The organism is Streptomyces sp. B93 (assembly GCF_018070565.1).
In the GTDB taxonomy this organism is placed as follows: domain Bacteria; phylum Actinomycetota; class Actinomycetes; order Streptomycetales; family Streptomycetaceae; genus Streptomyces.
Genome location: NZ_JAGPXL010000004.1, coordinates 190,426 through 206,566 on the forward strand (window position 1 = coordinate 190,426; position 16,141 = coordinate 206,566).

The 16,141-nt window shown below is 72.8% G+C and carries 21 protein-coding genes and 1 riboswitch; of the genes, 11 read left to right on the plus strand and 10 right to left on the minus strand.

Translation table 11 applies throughout. The features are described from left to right. Window positions 1–151 precede the first annotated feature (151 nt). The 5 genes from KBY47_RS06025 to KBY47_RS06045 all read right to left on the minus strand — a co-directional run bounded on the left by KBY47_RS06025 (window position 152) and on the right by KBY47_RS06045 (window position 3,929). Window positions 152–826, minus strand: coding sequence for an urease accessory protein UreF (locus KBY47_RS06025; RefSeq protein WP_210919869.1), 675 nt, complete (start codon window positions 824–826; stop codon window positions 152–154). Beyond that, window positions 826–2,547, minus strand: a complete 1,722-nt coding sequence (locus KBY47_RS06030) for an urease subunit alpha (RefSeq protein WP_210919870.1) — start codon at window positions 2,545–2,547, stop codon at window positions 826–828. Before KBY47_RS06030 ends, KBY47_RS06025 begins: the two co-directional genes overlap by 1 nt. Continuing rightward, entirely contained in the window at window positions 2,540–2,851 is a 312-nt protein-coding gene (locus tag KBY47_RS06035) for an urease subunit beta (RefSeq protein ID WP_210919871.1), read from the minus strand. The genes KBY47_RS06030 and KBY47_RS06035 overlap by 8 nt, the downstream gene beginning before the upstream one ends. Before the next feature lie 11 nt (window positions 2,852–2,862). Beyond that, window positions 2,863–3,165, minus strand: a complete 303-nt coding sequence (locus KBY47_RS06040) for an urease subunit gamma (RefSeq protein WP_210919872.1) — start codon at window positions 3,163–3,165, stop codon at window positions 2,863–2,865. A 134-nt stretch (window positions 3,166–3,299) separates the two neighbouring features. Next, window positions 3,300–3,929 (minus strand): TetR/AcrR family transcriptional regulator, encoded by a 630-nt coding sequence (locus tag KBY47_RS06045; protein ID WP_210919873.1) that lies wholly within the window; start codon window positions 3,927–3,929, stop codon window positions 3,300–3,302. Window positions 3,930–4,093: 164 nt separating this feature from the next. Here KBY47_RS06045 and KBY47_RS06050 point away from each other — a divergent pair, with 164 nt between their 5' ends. Further along, window positions 4,094–5,101: an ABC transporter permease gene (locus KBY47_RS06050; protein WP_210919874.1), complete on the plus strand. Its 1,008-nt coding sequence runs from the start codon at window positions 4,094–4,096 to the stop codon at window positions 5,099–5,101. 22 nt (window positions 5,102–5,123) lie between these two features. Here KBY47_RS06050 and KBY47_RS06055 read toward each other — a convergent pair whose 3' ends face one another. Further along, on the minus strand, window positions 5,124–5,402 hold the full coding sequence (locus tag KBY47_RS06055) for a type II toxin-antitoxin system Phd/YefM family antitoxin (RefSeq protein WP_210919875.1): 279 nt from the start codon (window positions 5,400–5,402) through the stop codon (window positions 5,124–5,126). 101 nt (window positions 5,403–5,503) lie between these two features. On the opposite strand from KBY47_RS06055, the gene KBY47_RS06060 reads away from it, so the two are divergent. The 3 genes from KBY47_RS06060 to KBY47_RS06070 all read left to right on the plus strand — a co-directional run bounded on the left by KBY47_RS06060 (window position 5,504) and on the right by KBY47_RS06070 (window position 7,390). Next, window positions 5,504–6,091 (plus strand): ATP-dependent Clp protease proteolytic subunit, encoded by a 588-nt coding sequence (locus tag KBY47_RS06060; protein ID WP_308405059.1) that lies wholly within the window; start codon window positions 5,504–5,506, stop codon window positions 6,089–6,091. A gap of 7 nt (window positions 6,092–6,098) precedes the next feature. After that, on the plus strand, window positions 6,099–6,407 hold the full coding sequence (locus tag KBY47_RS06065) for a hypothetical protein (protein WP_210919876.1): 309 nt from the start codon (window positions 6,099–6,101) through the stop codon (window positions 6,405–6,407). A 332-nt stretch (window positions 6,408–6,739) separates the two neighbouring features. After that, window positions 6,740–6,913: riboswitch (cyclic di-AMP (ydaO/yuaA leader) on the plus strand. Between the two features lie 3 nt (window positions 6,914–6,916). Beyond that, window positions 6,917–7,390 carry a C40 family peptidase gene (locus tag KBY47_RS06070; protein WP_210919877.1) on the plus strand — a complete coding sequence of 158 codons (474 nt, stop codon included), beginning with the start codon at window positions 6,917–6,919 and terminating at the stop codon, window positions 7,388–7,390. 59 nt (window positions 7,391–7,449) lie between these two features. Here the strand turns inward: KBY47_RS06070 and KBY47_RS06075 are convergent, their stop codons facing one another. Continuing rightward, window positions 7,450–7,911 carry an ATP-binding protein gene (locus tag KBY47_RS06075; RefSeq protein ID WP_210919878.1) on the minus strand — a complete coding sequence of 154 codons (462 nt, stop codon included), beginning with the start codon at window positions 7,909–7,911 and terminating at the stop codon, window positions 7,450–7,452. Between the two features lie 240 nt (window positions 7,912–8,151). Between KBY47_RS06075 and KBY47_RS06080 the strand changes: the two genes are divergently transcribed. After that, the gene (locus KBY47_RS06080) at window positions 8,152–9,012 is read left to right on the plus strand and encodes a helix-turn-helix transcriptional regulator (RefSeq protein ID WP_210919879.1); all 861 of its coding nucleotides are present in this window, start codon (window positions 8,152–8,154) and stop codon (window positions 9,010–9,012) included. Window positions 9,013–9,021: 9 nt separating this feature from the next. Further along, entirely contained in the window at window positions 9,022–9,246 is a 225-nt protein-coding gene (locus KBY47_RS06085; RefSeq protein WP_210919880.1) for a DUF397 domain-containing protein, read from the plus strand. Window positions 9,247–9,282: 36 nt separating this feature from the next. On the opposite strand, the gene KBY47_RS06090 is transcribed toward KBY47_RS06085, so the two are convergent. Next, the gene (locus KBY47_RS06090; protein ID WP_210919961.1) at window positions 9,283–10,413 is read right to left on the minus strand and encodes an 8-amino-7-oxononanoate synthase; all 1,131 of its coding nucleotides are present in this window, start codon (window positions 10,411–10,413) and stop codon (window positions 9,283–9,285) included. Window positions 10,414–10,560: 147 nt separating this feature from the next. On the opposite strand from KBY47_RS06090, the gene bioB reads away from it, so the two are divergent. The 4 genes from bioB to KBY47_RS06110 are packed head-to-tail and all read left to right on the plus strand — an operon-like array spanning window position 10,561 to window position 14,451. Further along, window positions 10,561–11,709, plus strand: a complete 1,149-nt coding sequence (bioB, locus tag KBY47_RS06095) for a biotin synthase BioB (protein WP_210919881.1) — start codon at window positions 10,561–10,563, stop codon at window positions 11,707–11,709. After that, window positions 11,702–12,982, plus strand: coding sequence for an adenosylmethionine--8-amino-7-oxononanoate transaminase (locus KBY47_RS06100; RefSeq protein ID WP_210919882.1), 1,281 nt, complete (start codon window positions 11,702–11,704; stop codon window positions 12,980–12,982). The genes bioB and KBY47_RS06100 overlap by 8 nt, the downstream gene beginning before the upstream one ends. Before the next feature lies 1 nt (window position 12,983). Continuing rightward, window positions 12,984–13,742, plus strand: a complete 759-nt coding sequence (gene bioD / locus KBY47_RS06105) for a dethiobiotin synthase (protein ID WP_210919883.1) — start codon at window positions 12,984–12,986, stop codon at window positions 13,740–13,742. A 28-nt stretch (window positions 13,743–13,770) separates the two neighbouring features. Next, window positions 13,771–14,451, plus strand: a complete 681-nt coding sequence (locus KBY47_RS06110; protein WP_210919884.1) for a class I SAM-dependent methyltransferase — start codon at window positions 13,771–13,773, stop codon at window positions 14,449–14,451. 3 nt (window positions 14,452–14,454) lie between these two features. Here KBY47_RS06110 and KBY47_RS06115 read toward each other — a convergent pair whose 3' ends face one another. After that, entirely contained in the window at window positions 14,455–14,832 is a 378-nt protein-coding gene (locus KBY47_RS06115; protein ID WP_210919885.1) for a fic family toxin-antitoxin system, toxin component, read from the minus strand. A gap of 3 nt (window positions 14,833–14,835) precedes the next feature. Beyond that, window positions 14,836–15,075: a toxin-antitoxin system HicB family antitoxin gene (locus KBY47_RS06120; RefSeq protein WP_210919886.1), complete on the minus strand. Its 240-nt coding sequence runs from the start codon at window positions 15,073–15,075 to the stop codon at window positions 14,836–14,838. Between the two features lie 259 nt (window positions 15,076–15,334). On the opposite strand from KBY47_RS06120, the gene KBY47_RS06125 reads away from it, so the two are divergent. Then, window positions 15,335–16,138, plus strand: coding sequence for an ABC transporter ATP-binding protein (locus KBY47_RS06125; protein ID WP_210919887.1), 804 nt, complete (start codon window positions 15,335–15,337; stop codon window positions 16,136–16,138). Window positions 16,139–16,141: the final 3 nt, after the last annotated feature.

Consider the following 16,141-nt stretch of genomic DNA (forward strand, 5'->3'; position numbering starts at 1 on the left):
AACTACTGTCAGCCCGTCCGGCGCTTGAGACCGAGGCCGTCCAGGCCGAAAACGGGGGTCTGGGGGCGGAGCCCCAGGGTCGATGGGGGTCCCCCCTGCTCGAGCGAAGCCGAGAGCTTGGGGAAGGGAAGGGGCGGCGGGGGCGAGAACCCTAGGACGCGAACAACCGCACACCCCACCGCGCATGCGCCTCCGCCCCGATCTCCAGCAACGGCCCGGACGCCGAGGGCAGCGAATCCACCCCGTCCCCCACGGCAGCCCGCCCCGCCGCCACCGCCCGCTCGACCACCCGGTCCGCCTCGGGCGCCACCCGCGCCAGCACCCCCGTCGCATCGAACGGGTCGAGACTCAGCAACCGCACCACCGCCGACGCGGCCCCACTCACACTCTCGTACGCCGCGCAGTACGCCGCGTCGGCCTCCCCCAGCCCCGCCGCCCGCGCCACCACCCCCAGCACCACCGGCTGATGCGCCCCCTTGGGGAAGTCCCGTCCCACCGCGTCCAGTTCGCCCGAGGGCCACGTCGCCCGCGCCGCCCGCAGCAACTGCCGCCCGAGCCGCCGCGAGGCGCCCCGCAGCGCGGGCGACGGCGTCCGCGCGTCGGCCGCGGCGTCCAGTTCCCCGGGGTCGACCCCGAGCGCCGCCGCCGCGGCGAGGGAGGCGGACACCAGCCCGGCGGTGTGCAGCCGCCCCCGGCAGAACTCCGCGAGGCTCCCGGCGTCCGTGATCCGCCCGGCCTTCACCGCGGCCTCGGCCCCGCCGGAGTGCGCGTGCCCCCCGGCGGGGAACCGGCCGTCGGCCAGGACGAGCAGCGCCGCCCTGGACATCAGAAGAGGAAGTACCGCTGCGCGAGCGGCAGTTCGGCGGCGGGTTCGCTCTCGACCAGCTCCCCGTCGATGCGTACGGCGAAGCTGTCGGGGTCGATGTCGACGCGGGGCCGCGCCGCGTTCTCCCGCATGTCCGCCTTGGTCACGGCCCGCGTGGACTCGATCGCGACGAACCGCTTCCCGAGCCCCAGCCGCTCGGGCAGCCCGTCCTCGACCGCCATTGGGGCGACGAAGTTGACCGAGTTCGCGGCGGGCGCCCGCCCGATGGCGCCGAACATCGGCCGGGGCAGGATCGGCTGCGGCGTCGGGATGGAGGCGTTGGCGTCGCCCATCTGCGCGTAGGCGATCTGCCCGCCCTTGATCACCAGGTGCGGCTTGACGCCGAAGAACGCGGGCTCCCAGAGCACCAGGTCGGCGAGCTTCCCGCGCTCCACCGAGCCGATCTCGCCCGCGAGTCCCTGGGCGACGGCCGGGTTGATCGTGTACTTGGCGACATAACGCCGTACCCGGTGGTTGTCGGCCCGCCCGTCCCCCGGCAGCGCGCCACGCCGTCGCTTCATCACATGCGCCGTCTGCCAGGTCCGCAGGACGACCTCGCCGACCCGGCCCATGGCCTGGGAGTCGGAGGAGATGATCGAGATGGCGCCCAGGTCGTGCAGGATGTCCTCGGCGCCGATGGTGGAGGGCCGGATGCGGGACTCGGCGAAGGCGAGGTCCTCGGGGACGGCCGCGTTGAGGTGGTGGCAGACCATCAGCATGTCGAGGTGTTCCTCGGCGGTGTTGACGGTGAACGGCCGGGTCGGGTTGGTCGAGCTGGGCAGGACGTGCGGCTCGGAGACCACCGTCATGATGTCGGGTGCGTGCCCGCCGCCCGCACCCTCGGTGTGGTAGGCGTGGATGCCGCGTCCGGCGATCGCGTCGAGGGTATCGCCGACGAACCCGGCCTCATTCAGGGTGTCGGTGTGGATGGCGATCTGCACACCGGTCCGTTCGGCGACGGTGAGCGCGGCGTCGATGACGGCGGGGGTGGAGCCCCAGTCCTCGTGGAGTTTCAGGCCGAGGGCTCCGCCGCGGATCTGGGAGAGCATCGCCTCGTGGGAGACGGTGTTGCCCTTGCCGAGCAGCCCGAAGTTGACCGGGTACTGCTCCATCGCCTCCAGCATCCGGGCCAGGTGCCAGGGGCCTGGGGTGACGGTGGTGGCCTTGGAGCCCTCGGCGGGGCCGGTGCCGCCGCCGAGCAGGGTGGTGATGCCGGAGGCGAGCGCCTCGTCGGCGATCTGCGGGCAGATGAAGTGGACGTGGGCGTCGATGGCGCCCGCGGTGACGATCCGGCCGTTGCCCGCGATGACCTCGGTCTCCGGGCCGATGACGAGATCGGGGTGGACGCCGTCCATGGTGTCGGGGTTGCCCGCCTTGCCGATGCCGGTGATCCGGCCGTCGCGGATGCCGATGTCGGCCTTGACGACACCCCAGTGGTCGACGATGACGGCGCCGGTGACGACGGTGTCGGGGGTGCCCTCCGCGCGCGTGGCACGCGACTGGCCCATGGACTCGCGGATGACCTTGCCGCCGCCGAACACGGCCTCGTCCCCGGCGAGTCCGGGGCCGCCGCTGCGGTCCTCCTCGATCTCGATCAGCAGATCGGTGTCGGCGAGCCGGATACGGTCGCCGGTGGTCGGGCCGAACAGGTCGGCGTAGGCGGCTCGCGAGATCTCAGGCATCCAGGGCACCTCCGGTCCGGCCGCGCAGTCCGGGCACGATCCGGGCGCCGGCGAGCGGGACGAGTTCCACGTCGACGGGGATACCGGGTTCGAACCGTACGGCCGTGCCGGCGGCGACGTTGAGCCGCTTGCCGTGCGCGGCGCCGCGGTCGAACTCCAGGCCGGGGTTGGCCTCGGCGAAGTGGTAGTGGGAGCCGACCTGGACGGGGCGGTCGGCGGCGTTGAGGACGGTGAGACGGGTGACCTCGCGGCCCTCGTTGTAGGCAATCGGCCCGTCGGCGAACAGGATCTCTCCGGGGATCATCGGCCCGCCCCTCAGACGATCGGGTCGTGGACGGTGACGAGCTTGGTGCCGTCCGGGAAGGTCGCCTCGACCTGGACGTCGTGGATCATCTCGGGGACGCCCTCCATGACGTCGTCCCGGGTGAGGATCGCCCGTCCGGAGGCCATGAGTTCGGCGACGGTACGGCCGTCCCGGGCGCCCTCCAGGATGTGCGAGGTGATGAGGGCGACGGCCTCGGGGTGGTTCAGCCTGAGTCCTCGGGCGCGGCGCTTCTCGGCCACGTCGGCGGCCACATGGATCAGCAGCCTCTCCTGCTCGTGCGGGGTCAGTTGCACGTCCCACCTCACCTTCTCGCTCCGGGCCGTGCGGGGCCCGGCTCGCCGCGGTCACCGGGCAAAGTCCCTGGTGGCGTGGAGGGGAGGCTAGTTGTCGCGGGTTTCGGGCGCGTTAACCGAGCGGGGCTCGCCGATCAGCCGGCGGGGCGCGGGCCGCCCATGCTCATCAGCGCCCGCAGTCCGCCGCTGAGCACCTCGACGGGCACCGCCCCGAACAGCGACTGCTGCACGATGAAACCCTGGACGGTGGCGATCATCGTGCGGGCCACGTCGTCGGCGGGGACGTCGGCGGGCATCATCCCGCTCTCCTGGTAGGCGCCGACGACGGTGGCCCAGGCCGCGCGGACCGCCCGGTAGCCCTCGCTCAGGACGGCCGCCAGTTCCTCGTTGCGCGCGGTCTCCGTCCAGACCTGGAGGACCAGCCGGGGGAAGGCGGGTTCTCCGTCGACGTGGAGGAACTCGCGGGTCTTCAGGACCCTGCCGAGGACGGCGGGGATCAGGGCGTCCGGGGTGGGGGGCGGGCTCTGCCGGGCGGCGTCCTCGAAGGCGCCGCGGATCTCGCCCATCACCTCCGAGACGATCGCGGCGATCAGCTCGTTCTTGCCGCTGAAGTAGCGGTAGACGGCGCCCGCGGAGAGGTCGACCTCCTTGAGGACGTCCTGCATGGACGTGGCGTGGAAGCCGTTGCGGGCGAAGCAGAGGGCGGCGCCGTCGAGGATCTGACGGCGGCGGGCGTCGAGGTGCGCCTGGGATACGCGGGCCATGGCCCAAACGTAGAACGAACATTCCTTCTTGACAAGGAGCGGCTTCGGGGACACGGTGGAGCCAGAACTAAAACGAACGATCCTTCTTTTTAACGTCCGCCCCGGGCGGCCCACCGGACACCCGGACACCCGCCCGAGGGCCACGTGGAGCACGAGGAGACCCCATGTCCGCCACACCGGCACCGCAGACCCGCCGCGCGATCGCGGCCGCGGTCCTTGTCCCCGTCATCGCGGCACTCGCGCTGTGGGCCTTCGCCTGGCCCGCCGCCCGTACGGCACCGCGCGACCTGCCGCTCGGCGTGGCCGGACCGACGGCCGCGACGGCGCAGGTGCAGGAACGCCTCAAGGGCGCGGCGGGCTCCGAGGGCGCCTTCGACATCCACCGGTACGCCGACGAGGCGGCGGCCCGGGAGGCGATCGAGGACCGGACGGTGTACGGCGCGGTCGTCGTCGGCGACGACGGCCCCCGGCTGCTCACCGCGTCGGCGGCGAGTCCGGTCGTCGCCCAGCTGCTCCAGCAGGCGGTCGCGGGACAGATCCCGGCCGACGGCGCCGGGCTCGAGACCGTCGACGTGGTGCCCGCCCCGGCGAGCGACCCGCGCGGCGCGGCGCTGAACGCCAGCGTGCTGCCGCTGGCGCTGGCCGGGATCGCGGCCGGTGGCGTGGTGACCGTGCTCGGGCTGCGCGGGACGCGCGCGGTGGCGGCGCTGCTGGGTGCCTCCGCGCTGACCGGCCTGGCCGCGGCGGCGATCGGGCACAGCTGGCTGGAGGCGCTGACCGGCGACTGGTGGGCGGAGGCCGCGGTGCTGGGGCTGGGCACGCTGGCCGTCGGCGGCGCGGTCGCCGGGCTCGCGGCGCTCATCGGCACGGCCGGGCTCGGTCTCGGCGCGGGCGTGGTGATGCTGTTCGGCAACCCGTTCGCGGGGGCGGCCTCGGCGCCGGAGCTGCTGCCCGAGCCCGCCGGGTTCATCGGCCGGCTGCTGCCGCCCGGCGCGTCGGCGACCCTGCTGCGCTCGGTGTCGTACTTCGACGGCGCGGCGGCGACGGGCCCCGCGCTCACCCTCACCTGGTGGGCGGTCCTGGGCCTGGGGGCGGTTCTGCTGGGCGGCGCCCTGAAGAACCGCACGGCGAGCGCCGAGGAGCCGGTCCGCACACCGGCCCTCACCGGCTGACCGTCCCGGCGCCGCCGGGGTCCTACGCCGGACGGGCCCCCCGGTACTCCGCCGTGATGCCGAAGCGCTGCTGTTCACGGGTGGGCGCGGGTGTGTCGTGGACTTCGGAGACGGCGTCGGCGACCTGGTCGGGCGCCGGCTCCGGCTGGTCCCCCAGGCGTTCGAGGTCGGCGGCGGAGACGAGGGCGACGAGGGGCTTGCCGTGCCGGGTCACGACGACGCGTTCACCGCCGTACACCACCCGGTTGATCAGGTCGGCGAGCTCAGCCCTGGCTTGCGTCACCGGAATCTCGTAGGCCATGACTCCCAGCTTACGGGCCACCCCTCCTCACGAGAACGTACATCCTGTACATTTTTGACAGACGGCTGCGGAGGCAGCTCTGCCGCGAGGAGGGGTCCGCCGTGATCCGACCGACCGCCCACCACGACCCGTACGCGAAGCTGCTGGAGGGCCGGATCGTCCTCCTGGGGACCCGGCTCGACGACGACGCGGCGGGGGAGGTGGTCGCGCGGCTCCTGCGTCTGGAGCACACCCGCCCGGACGAGGACATCACGCTGTACGTCAACTCCCCCGGCGGCTCCCCGAGCGCCATGTCGGCCGTCTACGACACGATGCGCCACGTCAGTTGCGACGTGGGGACCCACTGCATCGGGCAGGCCGGTCCCGAGGCCGCGCTGCTGCTCGCCGCGGGCACCCCCGGCAAGCGGTTCGCGCTGCCGGGCGCGCGCGTGGTGCTGCGGCAGCCGGCCCTCTCCGAGCGGATCGGGGGGCGGGCGTCCGACCTCGCCGTCCAAGCGGCGGAGTTGGCCCGCGTCCGCGCCCGGATGGAGGAACTGCTGGCACGGCACACGGGGCGCACGCCGGAGCAGGTGGCCGGGGACATCGAGCGGGAGACGGTGCTCGACGCGCCGGGGGCCGTGGCGTACGGGCTGGTCGACCGGGTCCTGCCGCACCGCCCGGACACGCCGCCCGCGTCCGGCGCGAGGTGAGCCGCCGATGCCGCCGCCCGAACTGCCGCCGCTGCCCGCGCTCACCCGGGCCGAGGGTGAGCTGATCGACCGTTATCTCGACGCCGTCGACCTGCTCGGCCGGATCAACCCGGCGCGCCCCGGCGACACCTACCGCGGACTGCGCGCCGCCCAGGCGCTGATCCGCACGGCGGCCGAGCTGCGCGACGCGCTGGCGCTGATGCACCAGCGGGGCGAGACCGAGCTGCACGCCCCGACCCTCGAGCGGGCGCTGCGCGTCCTGGACGGTGAGCGCCGTACCGCGCGCGTCACGCTTCCGACGCGCTCGGACAGTTGACGTGATGACACCTGGTCGGAAAGTGAAACGATCCGAACGGTGTACCCCCCGTTGGAGTAGAACTTTGTCGTTTTGCGGGACCGTCAGGGTTGCGCAACACGCGTGCTCCGAAGAGGGAACACGGAGTTTCGCCGCTGGTCCGGGGCTGCGCACCAGACCTGCCAACTGATCGAACGCGGCCGTGTCCACCCGAACGGGCGAGTGGTGAGTAACAACACAAATCCCCGGTTGCGTTGGGATTTTCGGACATGCGTGGGTGAAGATCCCTGTCTGACGACAAGCCCCGCCACAACGGCGGGCGCATCCGGGCGGACGCCGAGTCCTGCCGCCGCCTGGATGACCGGTCGACAGCAGTGGATCGGCAGGAGTGGAGGACCCGAGCACGACGGTCCGCCGGAGCACCCGCTCCGGACGGTCCTTGGGGTGAAGCCGTGGTAACGCGGCCGGGCAACTTCGCCAGCCCGAATCCGACAGGTCATCCTTCACAGGCGGCTGACGAAGGGTTGCGCATGACCACGCACAATCGCGTCCCGTCACTCATGGCCAGGGCCGGCACGGCCTCGGCCCTCACCATCGCCGCCGTGGGCGGCTCCCTGGTGGCGCCTGGCTTCGCCGGCGAGGCCCAGGCCGCCACGCCCGCCAAGAAGGCGCTCCAGGTCGCGGCCTCGAAGAAGGGCTCGCCGTACAAGTGGGGCGCCTCGGGTCCGAGCAGGTTCGACTGCTCCGGACTGACGCTGTACGCCTTCAAGAAGGCGGGCAAGAAGCTGCCCCGGACGGCGGCGCAGCAGTACAACAAGACCAAGCACATCTCCGCGTCCAGCCGCAAGGCCGGTGACCTGGTCTTCTTCCACTCCGGTTCCAACGTGTACCACGTCGGCATCTACGCCGGGAAGGGCAGGATCTGGCACTCCCCGAAGACCGGGGACGTGGTGCGGCTCCAGAAGATCTGGACGAAGAGCGTCTGGTACGGCCGGGTCGCGTGACCCGGGGTGGGGCGGTGGCGGCGCCCTGACGGGCCGCCACCGCCCCACGGCATCCCGCCCTAGGGGTCCTGCCGCGCGGCCGTCACCGGCCGCGTGGTGACCGCCGAGGGCCACGGCAGTTCGATCAGGACGGTCTTGCCGCCCTCACCGGTGGGCCGGACTCTGAGTCTGCCGCCGCACTCCGAGGTGAGCCAGCGGATGATCACCATGCCGCGGCCGTTGTCCTGCTGCACGGCGGCCGGGAGCCGCTTGGGGAACCGCGGATGGCTGTCGGTGACCCCGATGCTCAGCTGTTCGTCATGGTGCAGCCGCAGGTCCACCGTGAAGGTGGGTGACTGCCCGAAGGTGTGCTGTACGGCGTTGGTGGTGAGTTCGGAGACGATGAGCCTGATGCTGTCGGCCGCCTCCGATCCCGGCGGCAGGCCCCACTCCGCGAGGGTGTCCGCCACGAAAGCACGGGCCGCGGAGACCGAGGCGGGATCGCTCGGCAGAGTGACGGATGCTTCCAGGTGGTCTGCCATGGCGACTCGTCCCTTTCCCACGGGACCGCGGTCGGGCACTCACCGGATGGTTCGAGTACGGTCCCGGACTGGTGCTTCGTCGCCAGACTGCCACTACCGGGCCGTTCTCGGTGGCGATCCACCAAGATATGCATATATCTGTCGCTCGAAGCGGTGAACTCTGCGACGGCAGACCGTATTTGGTTGGGCCGTGCGGAGTCTCGTCGGGAGTGGCCGAGTGGCCCGAGTGAGGAGTCTCCCATGCAGCACGGCCCCGCGGTACGCCGCCGGAAGCTGGGCGCCGAACTGCGCGCGCTGCGCGCCCGGCTGGGACTCACCAGCGGTGAGGCGGCCCGGCTGGTGGGCTGGCACCAGTCGAAGGTGAGCCGGATCGAGACCGGCGCGAGCGGCGTGAAACCGACCGACGTACGGTTACTGCTGGATGCCTACGGCGTCGAGGACCCGGAGCTGCGGGAACTGCTGCTGATGCTGGCCGGTTCCGACGAGGGCGGCGGGCGGCACCACTGGTGGCACGCCTATCGCGGGGTACTGCCGCCCACCTACCGGGACTTCATCAGCCTGGAGTCCCAGGCGAGGGCGATGCGCACCCTGGAGACCTCCGTCGTGCCCGGTCTGTTGCAGACCCGGGAGTACGCCCGCGCGGTGACCCGGGCGGCGGTCGCCGGACAGCCGCAGGACCAGCTGGACGCCCTGGTGGAGGTACGGCTGGCGCGGCAGGAGGTGCTGCGGGCGGAGCGTCCGCTGGAGCTGAGCGCGGTCCTGGACGAGGCCGTGCTGCGGCGCGAGGTGGGCGGCCCCGGGGTGATGGCGCGGCAGCTGGAGCGGCTGATCGAGGCGGCCCGGCTGCCCCAAGTACGGCTCCAGGTGCTGCCGTTCGCCTCGGGAGCGCATATCGGCATCACGGGGCCTTTCGTTATCTTCTCATTTTCGAGCACTTCTGATCTGGACGTGGTGGTTCTCGACCACTTGACGAGTAGCCTCTATCTCGAACGGAAAGAAGACCTGGAGGCCTACACCGAGGCCTTCACCACCCTCCAGTTCCATGCCCTTTCACCCGAGGACTCGTTGGACTACATCGCCGGGATAGGTGACGGCGCGTAAGGAGGCACCATGACAGCTCTGCCTCGGAACGTACCCACGACTAGCGACCTGCCCGGGGTGCGATGGCTGCGCAGCAGCCACAGCACCGGGGCGAACAACTGCGTCGAGACGGCCAGGCCGGTCACCGGCCCCTGCGCCGGACTGCTCGCCGTACGCGACTCCAAGGACCCGGCCGGGCCCGCGCTGCTCTTCTCCCCCGAGAGCTGGGCGGGGTTCACGGCGGCGTTCCACTGACCTGCCACGCGCGACGCACGGCCGTGTCACGCCGACTCACGGTCGCGTTTCGCCGATGACCCGTACAGCGCGTTCCAGCTGTTCCCCGGAGAGGTCCGCGCGGGCGGTCAGCCGCAGCCGCGAGACGCCGTCGGGCACGGACGGCGGGCGGAAGCAGCCCACCGCCAGCCCGGCGGCGCGGCAGTCGGCCGCCCACCGCACGGCCCCCTCCGGGGACGGCACCCGCACCGAGACGACCGCGGCGTCCGGACGTACCGCCGTCAGGCCCTCGGCCGTCAGCCGGGCGTACAGCTCGCCCGCCACCGCGCGGGCGCGCGCCGCCCGCTCCGGCTCGCGGCGCAGCAGCCGCAGCGCGGCCAGGGCGGCGCCCGCGGCGGCGGGAGCGAGGCCGGTGTCGAAGATGAACGTCCGCGCCGCGTTGACCAGATGGCCGATCACCCTGGCCGGGCCCAGGACCGCGCCGCCCTGGCTGCCCAGCGACTTGGACAGCGTGAGGGTGACCACCACGTCCTCGGCCCCCGCCAGCCCCGCCGCGTGCGGCGCGCCCCGGCCGCCGTCGCCCAGTACCCCGAGCCCGTGGGCGTCGTCGACCACCAGGCCCGCACCGTGTTCCCGGCAGGCCGCGGCCAGCTCCGCGAGCGGGGCGGCGTCGCCGTCGACGGAGAAGACGGTGTCGGAGACGGCGACGGCGGGACCGTCGTGCGTGTGCAGCGCCTTGCGCACGGCGTCCGGGTCGGCGTGCCCCACCACCTGGGTGGTGCCGCGGGCCAGTCGGCAGCCGTCGATGAGCGAGGCGTGGTTGCCGCTGTCGGAGACGACCAGCGAGCCGTGCGGGGCGAGCGCGGTGACCGCGGCGAGGTTGGCCGCGTAGCCGGAGGAGAAGACCAGCGCCGCCTCGAAACCGCAGAAGCCGGCCAGTTCGCGCTCGAGTTCGCCGTGCAGCTCGGTCGTACCCGTGACCAGCCGGGAGCCGGTCGAACCGCCGCCCCAGGTCCGCGCGGCCCGCGCCGCGCCCTCGGTGACCTCGGGGTGCCGGGCCAGCCCCAGGTAGTCGTTGCTCGCCAGATCCAGCAACGGCGAGTCGGCGGGGCGCGGCTTCAGCGTCCGCACCAGTCCGGCCCGGCGGCGCAGCTCCGCCTGCTCGTCGATCCAGCCGAACGCCGCCATCGGTCCTCCGGTGATTTTGTAGGCAGTCAACAGACCCTATCCGTGAGACGCGCAGCTCAGAATGTGGCAATACCCACACGGTGAAGTGCCGCTGTTGTACGAACTCTCCTTGGCCCGGGGCCGCACCTTACGACAGGATCGGCTCTCATGGACCTGCTGAACACGCTGGTGGACAAGGGGCTGCGGCGCGAGCTGCCGAGCCGCGGGGAGGCGCTCGCCGTCCTCGCCACGTCCGACGACGAACTGCTCGATGTGGTGGCTGCGGCCGGGAAGGTGCGCAGGCACTGGTTCGGCCGTCGGGTGAAGCTCAACTACCTCGTCAACCTGAAGTCCGGACTGTGTCCGGAGGACTGCTCGTACTGCTCGCAGCGCCTGGGCTCCGAGGCCGGGATCCTCAAGTACACCTGGCTCAAGCCGGACCAGGCCTCCGAGGCGGCGGCGGCCGGACTCGCCGGTGGCGCCAAGCGGGTCTGTCTGGTGGCGAGCGGACGCGGTCCTACCGACCGTGACGTGGACCGGGTCTCCGAGACCATCAGGGCGATCAAGGACGAGCACGAGGACGTCGAGGTGTGCGCCTGCCTCGGACTGCTCTCCGACGGGCAGGCCGAGCGGCTGCGCCAGGCGGGCGCGGACGCCTACAACCACAACCTCAACACGTCCGAGGCGACGTACGGGGACATCACCACCACCCACACCTACGCCGACCGCGTCGACACCGTGCGCAAGGCGCACGCGGCCGGTCTCTCCGCATGCTCCGGGCTGATCGCGGGCATGGGCGAGAGCGACGAGGACCTGGTCGACGTGGTCTTCTCGCTGCGTGAGCTGGACCCGGACTCGGTCCCGGTCAACTTCCTGATCCCGGTCGAGGGCACCCCGCTGGCCAAGGAGTGGCACCTCACGCCGCAGCGCTGTCTGCGCATCCTGGCGATGGTGCGGTTCGTCTGCCCGGACATCGAGGTGCGCATCGCGGGCGGCCGTGAGGTCCATCTGCGCACGATGCAGCCGCTCGCCCTGCACCTGGCCAACTCGATCTTCCTCGGCGACTACCTGACCACCGAGGGCCAGGCGGGCAAGGCGGACCTGGAGATGATCGCGGACGCCGGGTTCGTGGTGGAGGGCGCCGGGGAGACGACGCTGCCGGAGCACCGGACGGGCGGCGCGTGCGGCTCCGGCCAGGGGTCCTGCGACTCCGGGCAGGGTGCCTGCGGTGCCGCGCCGGAGGCGGGCGAGGCCCGCACCGATCTGGTCGCCGTACGCCGCCGGGGTGCCGGTACGGATCTCGCGCCCAATGCCTGAGCTGAGCGTGCCCGAGCTGCTGGAGCTGGACCGGGCGCACGTGTGGCATCCCTACGGGCCGATGCCGGGCCGTCAGGAACCGCTGGTCGTCGGGTCGGCCGGCGGGGTGCGGCTGCGGCTCGCGGACGGCTCGGGCGAGCTGGTCGACGGCATGTCCTCGTGGTGGTCGGCCATCCACGGCTACAACCACCCGGTGCTGAACGAGGCGGTCCGCGACCAGCTCGGCCGGATGAGCCACGTGATGTTCGGCGGGCTCACCCACGAGCCCGCCGTACGGCTCGCGAAGCTGCTCGTCGACCTGTCACCGCCCGGTCTTGAGCATGTCTTCCTCGCCGATTCGGGTTCGGTGTCGGTCGAGGTCGCGGTCAAGATGTGCCTCCAGTACTGGCGCTCGCTGGGCCGCCCCGGCAAGCGGCGCCTGCTGACCTGGCGCGGCGGCTACCACGGCGACACCTGGCAGCCGATGTCGGTGTGCGACCCCGAGGGCGGGATGCACCGGCTGTGGAGCGGAGTGCTCCCCGAGCAGGTGTTCGCCGGGGCGCCACCGGCCGGGTACGAGGAGGAGTACGCCGAGGGGCTGCGGAGCCTGATCGAGCGCCACGCGGACGACCTGGCCGCGGTGATCGTCGAGCCGGTGGTGCAGGGCGCGGGCGGGATGCGGTTCCACTCCCCCGCCTATCTGCGGGTGCTGCGTGAGGCGTGCGACGCGCACGACGTGCTGCTGGTGTTCGACGAGATCGCCACCGGGTTCGGCCGCACGGGCGCGCTGTTCGCGGCGGAACACGCGGCCGTGGCCCCGGACGTGATGTGTGTCGGCAAGGCGCTGACCGGCGGTTACCTGACGATGGCGGCCACGCTGTGCACCACGCGGGTGGCGGAGGGGATCTCCCGGGGCGAGGTGCCGGTGCTCGCGCACGGCCCGACGTTCATGGGCAACCCGCTCGCCGCCGCCGTCGCCTGTGCCTCGATCGAGCTGCTGCTGGGCCAGGACTGGCTCGCGGAGGTCAAGCGGGTCGAGACGGGACTGCGGGAGGGGCTCGCTCCCGCCGCGGACCTCCCCGGCGTGCGGGACGTGCGGGTGCTGGGCGCCATCGGTGTCGTACAGCTGGACCGTGAAGTGGACATGGGCGCGGCGACCCGGGCGGCGGTGCGGGAGGGCGTGTGGCTGCGGCCGTTCCGCGACCTGGTCTACACCATGCCGCCGTATGTCACCGGGGACGCGGACGTGGCGCGGATCGCGCGCGCCGTGTGCGCCGCCGTACGGGAGGGATGAGATGCCGGTCCTGGTCATCACGGGCACGGGCACCGAGGTCGGCAAGACGGTGACGACCGCCGCGGTCGCCGCCGCCGCGCTGGCGGCCGGTCGTTCGGTGGCCGTGCTCAAGCCCGCGCAGACGGGCGTACGGCCCGACGAGCGCGGGGACGCCGACGAGGTGGCGCGGCTCGCGGGCGCCGTGACGGCCGCCGAACTGGCCCGGTACCCCGAGCCGTTGGCCCCCGCCACGGCGGCCCGGCGGTCCGGTCGCGCGCCGGTGCGGCCCGGGGAGGTCGCCGAGGCCGCCGCCAAGCTCGCCACCGGGCACGATCTGGTGCTGGTGGAGGGAGCGGGCGGACTGCTGGTGCGGTTCGACCCGGAGGGCGGCACGCTCGCCGACGTGGCGGCACTGCTGGGGGCGCCCGTGCTGCTGGTCGCCGCCGCCGGGCTCGGCACCCTCAACACCACCGGGCTGACGGCCGGTGAACTCGCCCGGCGCGGGCTGGAGCTGACCGGTGTGGTGGTCGGCAGCTGGCCCGCCGAGGCCGACCTCGCCTGCCGCTGCAACCTCGCCGACCTGCCCGAGGTGGCCGCGGCCCCGCTCCTCGGCGCACTGCCCGCCGGGGCGGCGGCCCTGGCACCGGCGGACTTCCGGGCGGCGGCACCGGCCTGGCTGGCGCCCGTGTTGCACGGCACCTGGGACGCGGAAGCCTTCCGGGCACGGCACGCGCCGCCTGAGGGGGGTGCGCGGGAGCGGGGCGGGGGACAATCGCCGTAGGACCACGCTCGTCGGCGAGGAGGTCGTCATGCCGCTACGGACCGTCGGTTCCCGGAAGGTGGCGCGGGACGCCGTGCACCATCCGCTGTTCGCCCGGTACTACGCCCGGGCCAGCGTCGCCGCCGAGCGCAGGATGGGCATGGCGGGCGTGCGCGACCGGCTCCTCACCGGGCTCTCCGGACGGGTGATCGAGATCGGCGCGGGCAACGGCCTGAACTTCGCGCACTATCCGGCGGCCGTGTCGGAGGTCGTCGCGATCGAGCCGGAGCGCAGCCTGCGACACCTCGCGGTGGAGTCCGCCCTGCGCGCCGGGGTGCCGGTCGACGTGGTGCCGGGGGCGGCGGAGGCGCTGCCGGTGAAGAGCGAGGCCTACGACGCGGTGGTGCTGTCGCTGGTGCTGTGCAGCGTGCGGGACGTGCCGCGCGCCCTCGGTGAGGTGCGGCGGGTGCTGCGGCCCGGCGGGCAGGTGCGGTTCTTCGAGCACGGGCGCGGCGGCGGGGGCATGATGCACCTCACCCAGCGGGCGCTGGACCGCACGGTGTGGCCGCTGCTGAACGGCGGCTGCCATCTGCACCGCGACCCGGTGGCCGCGCTGCGCGACGCCGGGTTCGAACTGGGGCCGTACCGGCGGCTGCTGATGCCGGAGAAGGGTCCCCGGATGCCGACGTCGTTCTGTGCGCTGGGGACGGCGTGGCGGCCGGAGCCGTAGGGCTCACAGGGTCGTCCACTGGCGCAGTTCCCGCGCGATGTCGTCGAGGGACGCCTCGCCGCTCTTGACCAGCCGGGCCAGGTCGCGGACCTGCTCCGGGGAGGTGACCACCTTCAGGCCGCTGCCGACGAGGTAGGCGTAGGCCACGGAGGAGGCGAAGAGCGCGTTGGCGCGTTCCAGCGCGGGGACGTGGATCAGCAACTGGAGCAGGGCGGCGGCGCGGGTGTGCGGGGTGTCGTAGACGGGGACGTCGAATATCTCGGCCTCGTGCCGGGCGACCGCGGCGACCAGGGCGCCCCAGTCGGTGACCTGGGGGTCTCCGGGGGTCTTCTGTTCGGCGAGCATGAGCAGCCAGGCAAGGTCGATGGTCAGCGCGCTCAAGGGTCAGCGGCGACCTTCGCGGGTGCCCGCCCGGTCGTCGCCGAACTCCTCGGCGAAGACGGACTCGTACTGCTTCATGAAGTCGGCGGCGGCCTCCACGAAGGTGTGGCCGGCCTCCCCGGTGTCCTGTCGGACCAGTTCCTCGATGTAGCGGTTGACGCTCATCCCGCGGGCCAGCGCGCGTTCCCGGGCGGCGCGGGCGGTGTCCTCGTCGACCCGGACGTTCAGCTGAGTCTTCGCCATCCCTCGAAGCTAGCGCCGGAGTGCTAGCACGGGCAAGGGCGGACGCGCTCGGGGAAGGGACGAAAGGGCCTTCCCGGGGGACGGACGGGCCCTCCCGGGTCCTGCAACGTGCCCCTTACACCTGTACCGGGGACCCGACCTGGGGCGGAGGACGCCCGGCACCTACGAGGGATATCGCGTGTGCGGCTCATCACACTACCCTCGGCGGCGGCGAGGGACCGGAGACGTCCGCGGACCAGGAACGACCAAGGAGGAAGCCTTGTCCACACCTGTAGCGGGGCACGTGCCCGGCCGTGCCCCGACCGAGGGGACAGCGGCCCGCGCACGCGGTCTGACCAAGGCGTACGGCTCGGGGGAGACCACCGTGCTCGCGCTCGACTCGGTGGACGTGGACATCGCCCGCGGCCGCTTCACCGCGGTGATGGGGCCCTCGGGTTCCGGGAAGTCCACGCTGATGCACTGCCTGGCGGGCCTGGACACCGTGTCGGCCGGGCAGGTATGGCTCGGCGACACCGAGATCACCGGGCTGAAGGAGCGGGAGCTGACCCGGCTGCGCCGGGACCGGATCGGGTTCATGTTCCAGTCGTTCAACCTGATCCCGACGCTGAACGCGCTGGAGAACATCACGCTGCCGATGGACATCGCGGGGCAGAAGCCCGACCCGAAGTGGCTGGACCAGGTCATCGACGCCCTCGGGCTGCGGGACCGCCTGGGGCACCGGCCCGCCCAGCTCTCCGGCGGGCAGCAGCAGCGCGTCGCGTGCGCCCGCGCGCTGGCCTCCCGGCCCGAGCTGATCTTCGCCGACGAACCGACCGGCAACCTGGACTCCCGGGCCGGCCTGGAGGTGCTCGGCTTCCTCCGCGAGGCCGTCGACAGCCTCGGGCAGACCGTCGTCATGGTCACCCACGACCCGGGCGCCGCCGCCCACTCCGACCTGGTGCTGTTCCTGGCGGACGGACGGATCGTGGACGAGATGGAGCAGCCGACGGCGGAGGCGGTGCTGGAGCGGATGAAGCGGTTCGACGTGATCCGCGCCTCCGGCGCCCCGGGCGAGGAGGCCTGACCC